This is a genomic window from Mesorhizobium sp. B2-3-7, assembly GCF_006442695.1.
Classification (GTDB): domain Bacteria; phylum Pseudomonadota; class Alphaproteobacteria; order Rhizobiales; family Rhizobiaceae; genus Mesorhizobium.
This window is the reverse complement of the sequence record NZ_VFVV01000014.1, coordinates 13,897-29,886: the sequence shown is the minus strand read 5'-3', so window position 1 is coordinate 29,886 and position 15,990 is coordinate 13,897. Positions and strand designations below refer to the sequence as shown.

At 62.0% G+C, this 15,990-nt stretch carries 9 protein-coding genes, 1 tRNA gene and 2 pseudogenes; 8 read left to right on the top strand and 4 right to left on the bottom strand.

Annotation, left to right across the window (positions count from 1 at the left end; all coding sequences use genetic code 11):
* The 5 genes from FJ940_RS23775 to FJ940_RS23755 all read left to right on the top strand — a co-directional run bounded on the left by FJ940_RS23775 (position 1) and on the right by FJ940_RS23755 (position 4,690).
* Entirely contained in the window at positions 1-861 is an 861-nt protein-coding gene (locus tag FJ940_RS23775) for a carbohydrate ABC transporter permease (protein WP_140525325.1), read from the top strand.
* 120 nt (positions 862-981) lie between these two features.
* Positions 982-2,256, top strand: a complete 1,275-nt coding sequence (locus FJ940_RS23770; RefSeq protein ID WP_140513416.1) for an ABC transporter substrate-binding protein — start codon at positions 982-984, stop codon at positions 2,254-2,256.
* A gap of 111 nt (positions 2,257-2,367) precedes the next feature.
* A complete protein-coding gene (locus FJ940_RS23765; RefSeq protein ID WP_140498512.1) occupies positions 2,368-3,201 on the top strand; it encodes a phosphodiesterase in 834 nt (277 codons plus the stop codon).
* Entirely contained in the window at positions 3,198-3,983 is a 786-nt protein-coding gene (locus FJ940_RS23760) for an inositol monophosphatase (protein WP_140561359.1), read from the top strand. The genes FJ940_RS23765 and FJ940_RS23760 overlap by 4 nt, the downstream gene beginning before the upstream one ends.
* Positions 3,984-4,009: 26 nt before the next feature.
* Entirely contained in the window at positions 4,010-4,690 is a 681-nt protein-coding gene (locus tag FJ940_RS23755) for an HAD family phosphatase (RefSeq protein WP_140567202.1), read from the top strand.
* Between the two features lie 301 nt (positions 4,691-4,991).
* Here the strand turns inward: FJ940_RS23755 and FJ940_RS23750 are convergent.
* Positions 4,992-6,938, bottom strand: a pseudogene (locus FJ940_RS23750) (AI-2E family transporter); the annotation flags it as partial.
* Between the two features lie 746 nt (positions 6,939-7,684).
* Between FJ940_RS23750 and FJ940_RS23740 the strand changes: the two are divergent.
* Positions 7,685-8,329, top strand: coding sequence for a redoxin domain-containing protein (locus FJ940_RS23740; RefSeq protein ID WP_140498517.1), 645 nt, complete (start codon positions 7,685-7,687; stop codon positions 8,327-8,329).
* 63 nt (positions 8,330-8,392) lie between these two features.
* Positions 8,393-8,563, top strand: a pseudogene (locus FJ940_RS29075) (MBL fold metallo-hydrolase); the annotation flags it as partial.
* Positions 8,564-8,653: 90 nt separating this feature from the next.
* On the opposite strand, the gene FJ940_RS23730 reads toward FJ940_RS29075, so the two are convergent.
* Both FJ940_RS23730 and FJ940_RS23725 read right to left on the bottom strand, forming a co-directional pair.
* Positions 8,654-8,730: transfer RNA gene (locus FJ940_RS23730), tRNA-His, on the bottom strand.
* Positions 8,731-9,068: 338 nt separating this feature from the next.
* Positions 9,069-9,527 carry a phasin gene (locus FJ940_RS23725; protein ID WP_140498518.1) on the bottom strand — a complete coding sequence of 153 codons (459 nt, stop codon included), beginning with the start codon at positions 9,525-9,527 and terminating at the stop codon, positions 9,069-9,071.
* Positions 9,528-9,778: 251 nt separating this feature from the next.
* Between FJ940_RS23725 and FJ940_RS23720 the strand changes: the two genes are divergently transcribed.
* Positions 9,779-13,567, top strand: a complete 3,789-nt coding sequence (locus FJ940_RS23720) for a histidine kinase dimerization/phospho-acceptor domain-containing protein (protein WP_140658109.1) — start codon at positions 9,779-9,781, stop codon at positions 13,565-13,567.
* A 272-nt stretch (positions 13,568-13,839) separates the two neighbouring features.
* On the opposite strand, the gene FJ940_RS23715 is transcribed toward FJ940_RS23720, so the two are convergent.
* A complete protein-coding gene (locus FJ940_RS23715; RefSeq protein ID WP_140498520.1) occupies positions 13,840-15,810 on the bottom strand; it encodes an acetoacetate--CoA ligase in 1,971 nt (656 codons plus the stop codon).
* Between the last annotated feature and the right edge of the window lie 180 nt (positions 15,811-15,990).

The following is a 15,990-nucleotide window of genomic DNA, read 5'->3' as shown; positions in this document are numbered from 1 at the left end:
ATGACGGGCACAACAACCACACCAGCTGGCTCCGCCGGCCGGCGCTTCGCCTCTCTGTTCATCACTCACGGCATCCTGATCACCGGCGCGGCCTTCATTCTCCTGCCTTTCCTGTGGATGCTGGTGACCTCGATCAAGCCGCCGGAAGAGGTGTTCAACGCCCAGCTCAGGATCTGGCCGAAGCATTTCTACGGCTTCGAGAATTATGCGATGGCGCTGACCAGCGCGCCGCTGCTGCGCTTCGCTCTCAACGGCGTCATAGTGTGCGGCGGCATCCTCATCATCCAGCTTCTGGTCGCCATCCCATGCGCCTACGCGTTGGCCAAGCTGAAGTTCCCGGGCCGCAACCTGCTTTTCGTCCTCGTCCTGCTCGGCCTATGCGTGCCCGAACAGGTGCCGGCGCTGCCGATCTACATCGCGCTGGCGAAGATGGACCTGCTGAATACCTATTTCGCCATGATGGTGCCCTTCTTCCTCTCAGTCTTCGCGATCTTCCTGTTCAGGCAGTTTTTCCGTTCCTTCCCCGACGACATCATTCATGCCGCGCGGCTCGACGGGATGAGCGAGTTCGAGATCGTGTGGCGCATCGTCACGCCCAGCGCCATGCCGGCGATCGCCGCCTTCGCGGTGTTTTCCTTCGTCGCGCACTGGAACGACCTCTACTGGCCGCTAATCGTCATATCCGACGTCAACCTGGCGCCGCCGCCGCTCGGCATGATGTTCTTCTCGGACGCCGAAGCCGGCACCAATTACGGCGCACTGACGGCCGCCGCGACCATCCTGACCGCGCCTCTGCTGCTCGCGTTCCTGTTCGCACGCCGCCGCTTCATCGAGGGCGTCACGATGACCGGCGTGAAATAAAACTGACAACTGGCGCGGCTAGAAGCCCGGTCGCGCCGTTCCCCCACACCTTTCGCGGGGCAAGGCGGCATCATCGCCTCAAGAGCATCGGGCAAATCGCATAACCGGAGGAAAGCCTTAATGAAATTCCTGTCAAAGATCATCGCGGCCTCGGCCGTATTGCTGGGAGCGGCGTCGACAGCGCTGGCCCAGTCTCCCGTGACGCTCGACGTCTACTACGCATTCCCGGCCTTCGCGAAGTTCCATGAGCCGCTGGCCGCGGAATTCATGAAGGAACATCCCGACATCAAGATCCAGTTCCGCGCGCCGGCGGCCAGCTACGACGAAGGCCACCAAGCCATGCTGCGGGCCTCCATCACCAACAACCTGCCCGACGTCTATTATTCGGGCTATCACGTCCTGCATGAATTGGTCGGCAAGCTGAAGGCGCGCAACCAGATATTGGACCTCGGCACGATGATGGACGCTGAGTCGAAGGAATGGCGCGACGCCAACTACGCCGACAACATTCTCGACCTCGGCCGGGTGGACGGCAAGCTCTACGGACTGGCCTTCAACGCTTCCATGCCGATCATGTTCTACAATGCCGACCTGGTTAAAAAGGCCGGCGGCGATCCCGACAACATGCCTACCGACTGGCCGGGCATTATGGAACTCGCCAAGAAGATCAAGGCCACCGGTTCCGGCATCGCCGGCCTCGCCTACAATATTCATGACTGGCCCGACGAATGGCTCTGGGACGCCATGTTGATGCAAGGTGGGGGCGAGCTGACCAAGGACGGCAAAGTGGCCTTCGGCGACGAGCACGGCCTGAAGGCGCTGGAATATTTCCGCAGCTTCGTCACCGATGCCGGCATGCCGTTGATCGACTGGGATCAGTCGCGCCAGGCCTTTATCGCCGGCCAGATTGGCATCTTCTTCGATACGCCTGCCCGTCTCAGCCAGGATACCGAACTGATCGGCGACCGATTCAAGCTGCGTACCGCGGTCTTCCCGGTCGACGACAAGGAAAAGGGTGGCCTGCCCACAGGCGGCAACGCGGCGGTGATCACTGCCTCCGACCCGGCAAAGCAGAAGGCGGCCTGGGAATTCCTTAAATTCGTCACCGGCCCCAAGGCGCAGGAGCAGGTCGTGAAGATGAGCGGCTACCTCCCGACCAACAAGGCCGCCACCGGGACCGACTATCTCGGCCCGTTCTACGAAGCGAACCCGAATTACGCCACCGTTGCCAAGCAGATGGCACTGTCGCGCCCGTGGCCCGGCTATTCGGCGGGCAACACGGTCCGCATCTGGCGCACCCAGCGCGAGATCATCAGCAAGGTCATGAGCGGCGACGTATCCATCAAGGACGGGCTCGACAGCCTCGTCTCCGAAACACAGGCACTCATGAAATAAGTCGCCATGCCACGCGCGCCGGCCTGCTTCGGCTGGCGCGCCCTTTTTAAGGTGGCGCCGATGTGGCGCCCTTCTTGTGTCAGCCCTCCCTTCACACTGCCGGACCTCCCGATGCTCATTGCACAGATCAGCGATTTTCATATCCGACCCGACGGCCAGATGGCCTATGAGGGTCTCCAGACCAACACCATGACTCGTCGCGCCATCGCGACCGTCGCCGCGCTCGATCCGGCGCCCGATTGCGTCCTCGTCACCGGCGATCTCGCCGATTGCGGTCGCCCGGAAGAGTATGCGCTGGTCGCCGACATGCTGTCGGCCCTGCCCATGCCCGTCTTCGTCATTCCTGGCAACCACGACCGGCGTGAGACAATGCGCGAGGTGATGGCGCCGAAATTCCCCTATCTGAGCCAGTCGCCGGATTTCCTGCATTATACGATCGAGGACCTTCCGGTCCGCCTTATCGGGCTGGACACGGTGCAGCCGGGCGAGGACGGTGGTGCGATCTGCGAGCGGCGCGAAGCCTGGCTCGGTGAGCGTCTCGCCGAGGGCGACGGCCGCCCGACCTTCGTCTTCATGCACCATCCGCCCTTTCCCGTCGGCGTGCACGGCATGGACATCATGATGTGCGTCGTCGGCGACGGCTTCCGCGACATGATCAGGTCCCACGCCGAAATTGAGCGGGTGGCCTGCGGGCACTATCACCGGCCCATCACCACGCGCTTTGCCGGCACGGTCGGCTTCGTCGCGCCGGGCGTCGCGCACCAGGTCGCGCTCGATCTTCGTCCGGGCGAGCCCAATCGCTTCATCTTCGAACCGCCGGCTTTCGCCCTGCACGCCTGGTCGCCGCAGACCGGTATCGTTTCGCACGTCGTCCCGATCGGCGATTTTGGCCCCGCCCACGATTTCATCACCGATGTCGACTACCCCGGGAAAAACGAAACATGAGCGACTACCGTCAAATCCTGAAAGACGCCGATGCCGTCGCACGCAAGGCAGCCGCGACGTTGATGTCGATGCGCGAGGAGCGCCTCGACGTCACTCGCAAGGAAGGGCTGGACATTGTCACCGCCGCCGATCTCGCTTCGGAGCGCATTGTCATCGACGGGCTGCGCGCGCTTACGCCGCAAGCTTCCATCCTGTCGGAAGAAGCCGGCACGACGGGAATCTTGGGCGAAAGCCGCTGGATCGTCGACCCGCTCGACGGCACGATAAACTACGCGTCCGGCCTGCCGTGGTTCTCCGTCACCATGGCCTATCAGGAGCAGGGTGCGACGAAGGTCGGCCTGACCGTCGCGCCCGCCGCCGGCTTCGAGGCGCACTACACCTGCGAGGGGATCGCGACCGTCAACGGCAAGACGGCCAATGTGTCGACAACTGCAAGACTGGCCGATGCGGTCATTGCCGTCGTGCTGACGTCGCACTTTTCGGCCGAGGAGGTGGCGCGCACCGCAGAGATCGTGCGGCGGCTCGGCGTCGGCGCGCGCGGCGTGCGCGTTATCGTCTCAGGGGCCTTTGAATATTCGATGGTCGCCGCCGGCCAGCTCGATGCGGCGGTTTCGATCAAGGCCGACGTCGTGTCCTACGCGGCTGCCATGCCGCTGCTACGCGCAGCAGGAGGCAAGGTCACCACGCTTTCAGGTGTCGACTCCACAGACGAGGACACGCAGAAGGTCGGCTCGAACGGGCTCATTCACGACGAACTTCTTGAAGCGCTACGCGGCCTGTGACACCTGGCGCGCAAACCGGAGCGAGCATGCAAGACACATTGATCATATTCGACTGCGACGGCGTGCTGGTCGACAGCGAACCGCTGGCGGCGCTTGCCTACGGGCGGGTCTATTCGAAACACGGCATGGAACTCGACCCGCAGGCGGTCCTGCAATGCGTCGGCATGAAGCAGACCGACATCCTGGAGCGCATCAGGCTCACGACCGGCCATCGTCTTGAGGAGCATCAGACCACGGATTTATGGGACGAGGTGAAAGCGCTCTTCACCGAAAGTCTGCAGCCGATGGCGGGCCTGAAGCCCTTCCTTGAACAGCTGTCCAATCCCCGCTGCGTCGCCTCATCCTCCTCGCTGGAACGGATACATCACAGCCTTTCGGTCACAGGGCTCGCGAGATTCTTCGGCGAGAACATATTCTCATCGTCAATGGTCGCGCGCGGGAAGCCCGCCCCCGACATCTTCCTGTTCGCCGCGGATCAGATGAGCATCGAACCGAAGCACTGCGCGGTTGTCGAGGACTCGCCTTTCGGCGTGCAGGGCGCAGTCGCCGCCGGCATGACGGCGATCGGCTTCATCGGCGGCGGCCACACCTATCCGGGGCATGCCGAGAAACTACGCGTGGCCGGCGCCCGAACCATCTGCGCCGACTGGGACGAAGTCGCGCGCGAACTCGTTTCTCTGGAGTTGATCGCACCCGTCTCCGTGTAGATTTCAGGCCCAGCGAAAGCCGGGCAGCAGATAATCCGGCACCGCCCTTTCCTGCTCAAACACCGTCGAAAGCGCCGCGTCGCCGAATGTAACAGATAGGTAGGATTCCGTAATTGGGGCCGGAACAAGAGCTGTTTCAGAATCTGCTTAAGGTCGAACGGAGAGCGAACACCCGGATGTTCGCTGTGGATGCGCGATTGCCAGCGAACTTTCGAAACTACCTGCCGGTGCCAGAGGTACCGCTCACATGATCATTATCAGGTAGCCGAAGTTGGTCCAAAAGGGGCCGTGCCGTTGACGATCACCGCACCGGCTGAGCCAACGAATCGTCCAATTGCACCGTCGCCGCCACGCCCTGACGAGCGCGAGGCCGCCTTAGATTTCTTTGCTTTCTCTTTTTCACTTGACGCGGTTCTTCGTTTGAAAGCGCACCCGTCACGCAGTCGACCACGTTGAACGCAACAAAGTCCGCTTCCAATTGCTCGGCGAGGCCCGCCGTATCCTCCCTGGGCTTGTCATGGGTGTCGTGCCAGAGCGCGATTCCGATGCGTGCACGCGGTGCGAGTCGCCTCAAGCGCCTCACGACGAACACCGCGTGTTTGAACGAATCGCGGTTGAGGAAGCCCACGACGACTGCGTCGCGAGCTTCAAGCGGAAGTTTCCGGATCCGCGCGGGGAGGAGGTCACGGTGGCTCGCGGCCACGCAATCCGCACCCTCGATCGAAATGACCTGCGCGAGCATCGCAGCGGCCACATCGTCGAGGTCTCCGCGCCCGCCGATACACAGCACTGACTTCCCAGCACCATCCGGGAGATCAGGCGCAAACTCGGCTTGATCCTCATCCTCTTCGCCCGGATCCGCGCTCGCGCCTTCTTTTTCCGCGTGCTCGTCTTCTTCCTCTTCTTCTTCCTCCGCGGCGATCTCGTTGAGGTTGGCCACCAGGGTGCGGGCGTTTTCGGCAAGGTTCGCCAACTGACTTGCCGTCAGTGCGCCCCGAGCCCGGTCCTGTTCACCAAGCAGCAACGCCGGAATCGCAACCGTGCTGTGGAACTCGATCAGGTATTTCTCCTCGAGCATTTCTTCCGCGTTGTCGGTGGCTTCGTCGATATCGTCGGCAAGAAGCCGCTGGTACAGACGCTCCTTCGGGTCAAGCACCGGCTCATCGCCAAACAGGATCTGCAGGAATTCGAACTGGGGCACGTGCCGTCCAAGCACGACAAGGCAGACGGTCAACGGCGTCGACAGCACCAAGCCGACCGGGCCCCATAGCCAAGCCCAGAAAACGGCGGCTACGATGATCGCCAGCGGCGAGAGGCCCGTGTGCGAGCCGTAAAGCCAGGGCTCGACGATGTTGCTGATTACGAGCTCTGCCAAGATGAAGAGAGCGCCAGTCCATACCAGTAAGCTCCAGCCGGGAGCCACTGCGAAGGCAAGAAACAAAGGTATCACCGCCGCGATAACCGGACCGATAAAGGGTACGAAACGCAAGACAACGGCCAACATGCCCCATAGCAGGGCATTGGGAATGCCAAGAAACCAAAGACCTATCGCAAGGGGCACGCCGTAGACGATGTTCACGACCAATTGCATGAGCAGATATTGTCCGACGCGACTGCCTGCATCCTGCAATGCCTGGGTCGTGCGATGGAGATCGCTGTAGCCCACAAGGCGGATGAATCGATCCCGCAATTCTTCACGCTCGAGCAGCATGAAAATCACCACGATGATGACAAGGCCGGTCGTGGCGAGTGGTCCGATCAGCGGCTCGATGATGTTCCTCAGCGTCTCTATCGGACGCTGGGGCGAGAATATCTGAACCAGAAGCGGATCCTGCTGCTTCGTGGTTTGCTCCACATCTGCCTGCCCGCTGGATTGGGATTTGTTTATCTCAGTGTTGACGCGCTCGAACACCTTGCCGAGCCGGCTGATAAGGCCGTCTTCGGATCCTGTTTCTTTCAAAGTCCGAATCTTCTCGAGGATGTTGGATTGGTATGTCGGAATGTCCTGCGCGACCTGGCTCACCTGCGTGGCAACGATCAGGCTGAACAGCGACACGAGGACGAAGGCCGATGCAACCGCGCCAAGCACAGCGATCATTCGCGGCAGCTTCAACTTTCGGAGCAAAGAAACAATCGGCGCCAACGCAAATGTGAGAAGGACCGCTATTGCCAATGGCAGCAGGACCTCCTTGGCGACGTAAAGAATGGCGACGGTAGCAATCATCGCCACGACGGTTGCCAACTTCGATGTCATAAAAGCAGGGGGCATGATGGGACCTATCTGCAATCTCGCGATTTAGAGGACGGCCATGGCCTAACCGCGCAAAGCGTGCGCTGGTCCATATACTGGCACCTCCTCAGCTTCTGGCCAATGACCTGGTTCGTTACACCGCATGTGTGATGATCTCGAACTTTTGCAGGGCATGTAGCCCAAAGGTGTGGATCATCGGAACATCCGCAGCGTCCCTCGCAGGCCCAAAAGATTTCTTTGGCGGCGTGCTTCCTACCCGGCTGGCAATGACCAAGGTCATCACGCATGGCGTGACCGGCGCGTCCGTATTTCGGCCAGGTGACTGGCCAGCGGAATTCGCTGAACGGATCAGCGCTGCGGTTTTGCCGGGCTACAACACGTTCTCCCGAGCCGACACTTTGAAAGCGGCGGATTCTCGGCCGCAGCCGACGCTACCGTGCATTTTCAGGATCCCGACGAGGGTGCCATCACGCGCTACACGGCGGTTACGCGGAAATCCGTTTAGCGATGATCAAGGGAGTGATTGACGAACTCAAAAGCAGGCACCGAAAACCGGTCGAAGCTCGAGTTTGGAAAAGGGCGGCAAGCCGATCGTCGATGGCGAACTCGACTTGGATGCGCTCTCGATGGGGTCGCCGGTTCGACGGCAGACGGCCGTCATATCGGCTTGCCTGGAATAAAGGAACATGGGGGGAGTCTTTTGTTCGGGAGTTACAGAACCGGATCGATGGGAGCGACTGAAAATGAGACAAGACATTGTGGCTGGCGCGAAGTTCCCCGACTACGTTCTTCCCGACCACACCAAGACACCACGGCGGCTGTCGGACCTGCAGGGCGACCAGCTGATGATCGTGATGCTGACGCGTGGGTTCTTCTGTCCGAAAGACCGGCAGCAAATGCTCGAACTGGTGCGGTTTCACTCGCAATTGGTCGTCGGCTACACACAGCTCGTCACGATCACCACGGATGATTGGCATACGACCAACAATTACCGCCAGCAGACCTCCGCGCCCTGGCCCTTTCTTTATGACGAGGAACGGCTCGTGCAGAAGGACCTGGACATCAAGGAATACACCGACACCACGCACGACGTGATGATCCCGCACACGATCGTGCTCGGGCGGGACCTCGAAGTCTTCAAGGTCTACAACGGTTACTACTACTGGGGCCGCCCCTCCACCGCCGAATTGCACGCAGAACTGCGCGAACTGGCGCAAAGGACCTATCGCGACTGGGACATCACCGAACCCGAGCTGCGGGAGAAATGGAAGAAAGGCGATAAATCCGACTTCTACCCCTATGGCGGGAATTCCATCTCCATGGACACACTCATGCTCCAGATGGCCGGCGCGGTCGACCAATATGCCGGTCGGGCAAAGAGAAGCTGAACGGAGGAAGCCAGCATCGCTCGCGGCGGTCTTCTCCCAGTCACGCTTTTTGTCCAGCCGCGCTTGGTAAACGAACCTTTTTCCGATCCGGGCCTGCTACTGGATTTCCGCTTCCGCAACAGGGCCATCCTTTTCTATCTCGGAGAGCTTTCGACGCTTTCGCTGCGCGAAATCCTGCGAATCTCGCACGTCTTCGTGACGCATATGCACATGGATCACTTCGGCGGTTTCGACAGCCTGAGCAGGCTGTCGCTTTACAGAGCAAGCCCGGAAGTCCACGGTCAAAATTTTATTGAGCAAACCAGTTGTTTAGAGGAAAGCCGATGGTACCGTTGGCTGGGATCGAACCAGCGACCTCCGGATCCACAATCCGGCGCTCTAACCAGCTGAGCTACAACGGCACGTTTGCCTGAGCGGGATCGGCGGAACGTAGTCCCCTCGAGTGCTCTGTCGTTCGGCGATGCGTCCTTACGGGCTTATGGATTTTAATTCAAGGCTTTTGCAAAGCAAAGGTCACTTGCCCACATGGAAGCGGATCTGCCGACAAGAAAAAGGCCGGCGGGAGGAGGTGCCGGCCTTTTCCTGTTACGAGCCAGCGGGAGGAGGTGCTGGCTGGTCACCCCGGAGGCGGAGGGAGGAGGTTCCGCCGACCGGGTATTCGTTGATGGCTGCCATCATACACACGATCATTTCGAAGAAAATGCGACCTTTTGTTACATCTTCTGATCATGCGCAAATATTAGGCGGCCTTGATGTCCTTCATCGCCTTCTCGAAAACGGTCTTGATCGGCTTGGAGACATCCTCGGCCGCCTTGGAGGCGACGGTCTGGAACTCCTTGGCTTGCTCGACGGTCATTTCGACGCGCTTGCGCAGGAACGCGGTCTGCAGCTCCACGACTTCCGACAGCGATTTGGCGCCGATCAGCGCCTCGAGATGCGAAAAGCCCGCTTCGGCATTGGCGCGCAGTGCGGCAACGGTCTTGAGCGACAGGTCGCTGGAAACGGTCTTGGCGGACTCGTATGTGGATTCCAGGGCCTTCTGGGTCTCCTCGGCGCCAGTCTTGAGCTTGGCGTAAGCCTCCTTCGACTGCTCAACGCCCTTCTCGGCGAAAGCGCGGATCTGGTCGGTGGCTTTGGAAGCGTCAAAGCTCGGGAATTCAACGTTTTCGATGGTCTCGGCAGTCTTGGTCCTGGACATTTTCCATCCTTTTCAGCGGTAGCGGCTTTGACGGAAAGCCGTCTCGTTCATGTATGATGGCAATATAAAGGCAATTTTTGTGCATTGCAATATCTTTGTTGCACTGCACCATAGATTCCCGTCTCGGCCGTTAACCAAGAGCCGAAATTCAGGCCTATGCACGTTCTGGCTTGTGGACCTTCGCGCCGCCGGCTTTTATTAACAAAGCGTTAACTGCAAAAATGCCCGCTGCATGAGGATTTCGCCAGCGCATGCCGTCCGAATATTCCTTTCTTGACGTCGCCGTGCTCGACGCGGTCCGCCAGCGCTTCGCCGCCGGCGACGCGATCGCGATCCTGTCGGCGAATCTGGAGCAGGTGATCTGGGCCAATGGACCGGGTGCCGCGGTGTTCGGCTATCCCGACATCGAAAGCATCATCGGCGCCGAGGCACGGCTGCCGCTGATCGCCCGCCGCCAGATCATGGCAACCAGTGGATTTCCCGACATCGGCAGCGACCGAAGCATCACGGTCAGGCTGGCGACCGGCATGACCAGCCGCGCCATCGGCTTCCTTGCAAGCGCTGTGACGCTGCCCGACGGCGAGAACGCCATCATGCTGGCGGTGCGGGCGGCCCAGACCGGCTCGCGCAGTGCGGCCGAAATCGCCGGCAGGGCCATCAGCGGCTTCACGGAAGATGGTCATTTCATCGCCTTCATCGACGCCAGCGGCAATGTCGAAGCGGCATCGGAGAGCTTTTCGCAGCTCGGCATCGAGCCCGCGACGCTGGCCGCGCTGGTGGCCGACGTCGCGAATGAGGGCGACCGCATCGTCAAGCGGCTGGTTCCGGGCGGCGGCACATCCTATCCGGCGGGTCTCGCCCGGCTGACGCCTGAGCGGCATTTGCTGGTGGTGATCGACGAGAACAGGCTGGACGACGGTGCGCCTGGGCAGGGAACTCCAGCGGCCGAGCGTTCCGAAGAACGTGACCGCTCACAGGCCGTCGCCAAGGATATTTCGGAACCGGCAGCGCGAATCGCTGCCGAAGCGGCCGTGCAGGAGCCGGAGGCGGCAGAACCCGGACAACCGGCGGCAAGCGGCACGCCGGCACAGCACGACCATTGGTATTTCAATGCCGGCGAGGACGGGAGGCATGCGCGCGGCCCAGCCGCGCCGGACGCCGAAGCTGCACCTTCGCCGGCTGCCGCCGAAGGTCCAGCCGAGGACGCGAAGCACGATGCCCAGGCTCCAGTTGTTCCGGCAGCCCCGGCCGCCAGGACCGTGGACCGCACGGCGGCGCCGCTGCGTTTCGTCTGGCGAACCGACGCCGAGGGCAGGTTCAGCGCGCTGTCGCCGGAATTCGCCGACGTCGTCGGCAAACCGGCCGCGGACGTCATCGGCAGGCGCTTCAGGGACGTCGCGGCGGCCTTCGGGCTGGATGCGTCCGGCGAGATCGCCGGTCTCCTGGAGCGGCGCGACACCTGGTCCGGCCGTTCCGTGTTGTGGCCGGTCGTCGGCACGGACCTGAAGATCCCCGTCGACCTGGCGGCCCTGCCCGTCTATGGCCGCAGCCGTGCCTTCGAGGGTTTCCGCGGTTTCGGCGTCGCCCGCGCCGGCGACGCCGTTGTCGATCCTGAAGCGATCGGCATGGCGCTGGTGTCCAACAGCGAGGCCCCCCAGGCGCCGGAACCGGTCGAACCCGCACCCGAGGAGCCGAAGGCCGAGGAGTTGAAGCCATCGGACCCGTTCCGGGGCGAGGTGCCGGCGCTGACCATCGTGCCGAAGCCTGAACGCCGCTTTGCCGACAAGGTGATCCGTCTGGCCGAACATCGCCAGCCGGCTAACGACAAGGGTCTGTCGACCCTGGAACGCAGCGCCTTCCGCGAAATCGGCGAGCGGCTGAAGAAGGAAAGCAGCCCGGACGAGCCGGAGGCTGAAAGACCGGGTCCGGACGATGCCGGGCAACCGGAGGCGGCAACGCCGGCGGGGCCGTCCGAGAAACCAGCGGACGCCCGCAAAAACCTTGCGCCAAAGGGCGAAGCCGCACCGGCTGAGCCGTCCGAAACCGATGTCGATGCCGAGGATGCAGAGGATCTCGCCCGGCTTGATGGCGAACGGCCGGACAAAACGGCTGATGAGGAGCCCGCCGACACGGTGGCCGGAGTGACGGGTTCGCTGCTCGACTATGCCGAGCGGAGCGAGGAACCAGCGCCGATCGCCGACAACAATGACGAGACCCCGGCTTCCGAACCGGCGGCGGCGCAGACGGAACGGGAGAGCGAAGAGCCCGTCGCGGCGGCAGGCGAACCGACCGTCGCCGGCGCCAACGATGACATTGCCGACGACGAGAGCATGACATCGGCCGATTTTCGCGATGCCGAGGACAGTGAGGACTGGGTCGGGGACGAGGAAGCGTCCGCATCCGATGAGCAGGCCGCGACCGCCGAGGGGGCCGCCGGCACAAGCGACGCGGTGGAGGCTCCGGTCGAGCGGCCACGCCTCAAAGTGCCTCCGCTCAAGCTCGAAGGGTTCGTGCCGTCGGCCTTTGCGGTCGGAGACGAGAGCAAGGCTCCCGACACCTCGCTCCTGAGTAAGCTGCCCGTGCCGCTGCTCATCCATTCCGGGGATGAACTTCATTACGCCAACGAGGAGTTTCTCGTCCTGACAGGCTATGAGACGCTCGATGAACTGGCGGATGCCGGCGGGCTGGGCGCGCTGTTTGCCGACCCCTATGGCCATGATGGCGCCGCCGAGGGCGCCGACCGGGCGTTGCGGCTGAAGACGCATGGCGGGCAGGAATTTCCAATCGAGGCTATCCTGCGCTCGGTGCCGTGGCGCGACGGCAAGGCGCTGATGCTGGTGGTGCGCCGTTCGGGCGAGGATGAGGCACCGGCGGCACTGCATGCGGCCGGCGACGAGCAGACGCAGCCCGATATTTCCGAGCTCAAGGCGCGCATCGCGGAGATGCGCACCATCATCGATACCGCCACCGACGGTGTCGTGCTGATCGGCCGTGACGGCGCGATCCGTTCCATAAGCCGTCCAGCCGAGGCGCTGTTCGGCTTCGACAGCGACGACGTGACCGGCAAGCCGTTCGCCTCGCTGTTTGCCATCGAAAGCCAGCGCGCAGCGCGCGATTATCTCGACGGCCTGTCCGAGCCCGGCGTGGCGAGCGTCCTGAACGACGGCCGCGAAGTCATCGGCCGCGAGGCGCAGGGCCGCTTCATTCCGCTGTTCATGACCATCGGCCGGCTGCCCAACGACAGCGGGTTTTGCGCGGTGGTGCGCGACATCACGCAGTGGAAGAGGGCCGAGGAGGACCTGACCCAGGCGCGTGCGATGGCCGAGCGCGCCTCCTCGCAGAAGACGGATTTCCTCGCCCGCATCAGCCACGAGATCCGCACGCCGCTCAATGCCATCATCGGCTTTTCCGAACTGATGGTGGACGAGAAATTCGGGCCGGTGGCCAATGACCGCTACCGCGATTACCTGCGCGATATCAACCGATCGGGCAATCATGTGCTCGATCTCGTCAACGACCTTCTCGATATCTCCAAGATCGAGGCCGGCCAGCAGGAAATGGCCTATGAAGCGGTGTCGCTCAACGACACACTGGCCGAGACGGTGGCGATGATGCAGCCGCAGGCCAACCGCGAGCGCGTCATCATTCGCTCCAGCTTCGCGTCGCGACTGCCGGAAGTGGTGGCGGACCTGCGCAGCGTGCGCCAGATTGCCCTCAACATCCTGTCGAACGCCATCCGTTATACCCAGGCCGGCGGCCAGGTGATCGTCTCGACCGCCTATGAGACATCAGGCGATGTCGTCATGCGCGTGCGCGACACCGGCATCGGTATGAGCCAAGCCGAGATCGAGCAGGCGTTGAAGCCCTTCAAACAGATCAATGCATTGAAACGGGGGCGCGGCGACGGCACCGGTCTCGGGCTGCCGTTGACCAAGGCGATGGTTGAAGCGAACCGCGCCCGTTTTATCATCACCTCGACGCCTGGCGAAGGAACCCTGGTCGAGATCGCGTTCCCGTCGACGCGCGTGCTTGCGGAATAGGCAAGCTCCCGTCCATCCAACCGCCTGAAAAAGAAAAGGCGCCCAACAGGACGCCTTGAAAGATGGGATTTGCTGTCACAACGGGGGCTTGAGCGAATTCAGATCCTCCGGGGGCTGAGGAACGGGATTTCTCCCTCAAGTTACGTGCGACTATCGACGCCGGGCCTTAACAAGTCCTTACCAGGTCCCGAAAAAATTTACGAATGTGTACCACTCGTGAAATCTAGGTAAATTCGCGCGGCAGATTTGATTAACCATGCCGGGCGGGGCGGTCACTCGGCCAATTGCGGCAGGTTTCTGAACAGCTCGAGCGCCTCGGGATTGGCGAGCGCCTCCTTGTTCTTGATGGCGCGGCCATGCACGACGTCGCGCACCGCAAGCTCGGTGATCTTGCCCGATTTGGTGCGAGGAATGTCTGACACGGCGATGATCCTGGCCGGCACGTGGCGCGGGCTGGCGCCAGCGCGGATTTTCGCCCGGATGCGCTTCTCCAGATCCTCGTCGAGCTGAACGCCGGCGGCCAGCCGCACGAACAGCACCACGCGCACGTCATTGTCGAAATCCTGGCCGATACAGAGCGCCTCCAGGATTTCCGGCATCTGCTCGACCTGATTGTAGATCTCCGCCGTACCAATGCGCACACCACCCGGATTGAGCGTCGCGTCGGAGCGGCCATGGATGATCATGCCGCCATGAGCGGTCCACTCGGCGAAGTCGCCATGGCACCAGACATTGTCGAAACGCTCGAAATAGGCAGCCCGGTATTTCTTGCCCTCGGGGTCGTTCCAGAAGCCGATCGGCATTGCCGGGAACGCCTTGGTGCAGACCAGTTCGCCTTTCTCCTGCCTGACCGGCTTGCCGTCGTCGTCCCAGACGTCGACAGCAAGGCCGAGGCCTGGTCCCTGGATCTCGCCGGTCCATACCGGTTCAGTCGGGACGCCGAGGACGAAGCAGGAAACGATGTCGGTGCCGCCGGAGACCGATGCCAGATGCACATTCTTCTTGATCCCGTCGTAGACGAAGCGGAAATCCTCGGGCGACAGCGGCGAGCCCGTCGAGGAGATGGCGCGCACGGTCGACAGATCATGGCTTTGGATCGGCTTGAGGCCGGCCTTGCGTACCGAATCGATGAATTTCGCCGAGGTGCCGAAGAAGGTCATCTTCTCGGCGTCGGCGAAGTCGAACAGCGCATTGCCGTTGGGATAGAAGGGCGAGCCGTCATAGAGCAGCAGCGTCGCGCCCGAAGCGAGGCCCGACACCAGCCAGTTCCACATCATCCAGCCGCAGGTGGTGAAGTAGAAGAAGCGGTCGCCGTCGAGCAGGCCTGCGTGCAGGCGATGTTCCTTGAGGTGCTGGATCAGCGTTCCGCCGGCCGAATGGACGATGCATTTGGGAATACCGGTCGTTCCGGACGAGAACAGGATGTAGAGCGGATGCGCGAACGGCAGCCGCTCGAAGGTGACCTGCCTGACCGCGAAGGGCGACAGCGCCTCTTCCATCGCCACGGCCTTATCGATCGTATCAGCGACATCGGCCGAGGTGCCGAGATAGTCAACGACCACCACCTTGCGGACAGTGTCCAGCTTTGCGGCCACCGCGGCGATCTTGTCGGCGACCTCGATCGCCTTGCCGTTGTACCAGTAACCATCGGGAACGATGAAGACGACGGGTTCGATCTGCCCGAACCGGTCGAGAACGCCCTGCTCGCCGAAATCCGGTGAGCAGGACGACCACACCGCGCCGATAGAGGCGGTCGCGAGCATCGCGGCGACTGTTTCCGGCATGTTGGGCATCATCGCAGCGATACGGTCGCCTTTCTTGACCTTGAGCGACAAGAAGAGTTGCTGGAAGCGCGAGGTGAGCGCATGCAGTTCGTTCCAGGACAGCCGGCGCTCGACCTTGTCCTCGCCGCGAAACACGATCGCCTCTCCTGCTCCGGTCTTCTTCAGGAGGTTCTCGGCGAAATTCACCATCGCGTCGGGAAAGAAGGCCGCTCCCGGCATCTTCTCGCCAGCGACGAGCACACGCTCGCTTTCGGCGCTGCCCTTGTCGCCGACGATGCCGCAAAAATCCCAGACCAGGCTCCAGAACGCTTCGCGGTCCGCCACCGACCAACGGTGAAGGTCGGCATAGGAAGTCACGGATATGCCGCTTTTTGCAGCGGCGGCCTTCATGAAGGCGGTCAGCGGCGCAGCGTCAATCTGGTCCTGCGTCGGGGTCCAGAGTGGTACTTCGGCAGCCATGATGGGTCCTCCCAGGATCGCCACCGCTTATGCATATTGCGCCGCAGCAGAGCAAGATTTTGTTCGGCCGAGGCGTCCAGATGTGCGCAAATGCCATCGCCGGGCCATAAAGACTTGAAATGCCTCGACCCTAAGTCGTAGTGACGACTAGAAGTCGTAGTGACGACTGGAAGTCGTGGT

Bases quoted from the DNA above. Each gene is read 5' to 3' on its own strand.
- FJ940_RS23775 (WP_140525325.1), top strand. From the start codon at position 1: ATGACGGGCACAACAACCACACCAGCTGGCTCCGCCGGCCGGCGCTTC.
- FJ940_RS23770 (WP_140513416.1), top strand. From the start codon at position 982: ATGAAATTCCTGTCAAAGATCATCGCGGCCTCGGCCGTATTGCTGGGA.
- FJ940_RS23765 (WP_140498512.1), top strand. From the start codon at position 2,368: ATGCTCATTGCACAGATCAGCGATTTTCATATCCGACCCGACGGCCAG.
- FJ940_RS23760 (WP_140561359.1), top strand. From the start codon at position 3,198: ATGAGCGACTACCGTCAAATCCTGAAAGACGCCGATGCCGTCGCACGC.
- FJ940_RS23755 (WP_140567202.1), top strand. From the start codon at position 4,010: ATGCAAGACACATTGATCATATTCGACTGCGACGGCGTGCTGGTCGAC.
- FJ940_RS23740 (WP_140498517.1), top strand. From the start codon at position 7,685: ATGAGACAAGACATTGTGGCTGGCGCGAAGTTCCCCGACTACGTTCTT.
- FJ940_RS23725 (WP_140498518.1), bottom strand. From the start codon at position 9,527: ATGTCCAGGACCAAGACTGCCGAGACCATCGAAAACGTTGAATTCCCG.
- FJ940_RS23720 (WP_140658109.1), top strand. From the start codon at position 9,779: ATGCCGTCCGAATATTCCTTTCTTGACGTCGCCGTGCTCGACGCGGTC.
- FJ940_RS23715 (WP_140498520.1), bottom strand. From the start codon at position 15,810: ATGGCTGCCGAAGTACCACTCTGGACCCCGACGCAGGACCAGATTGAC.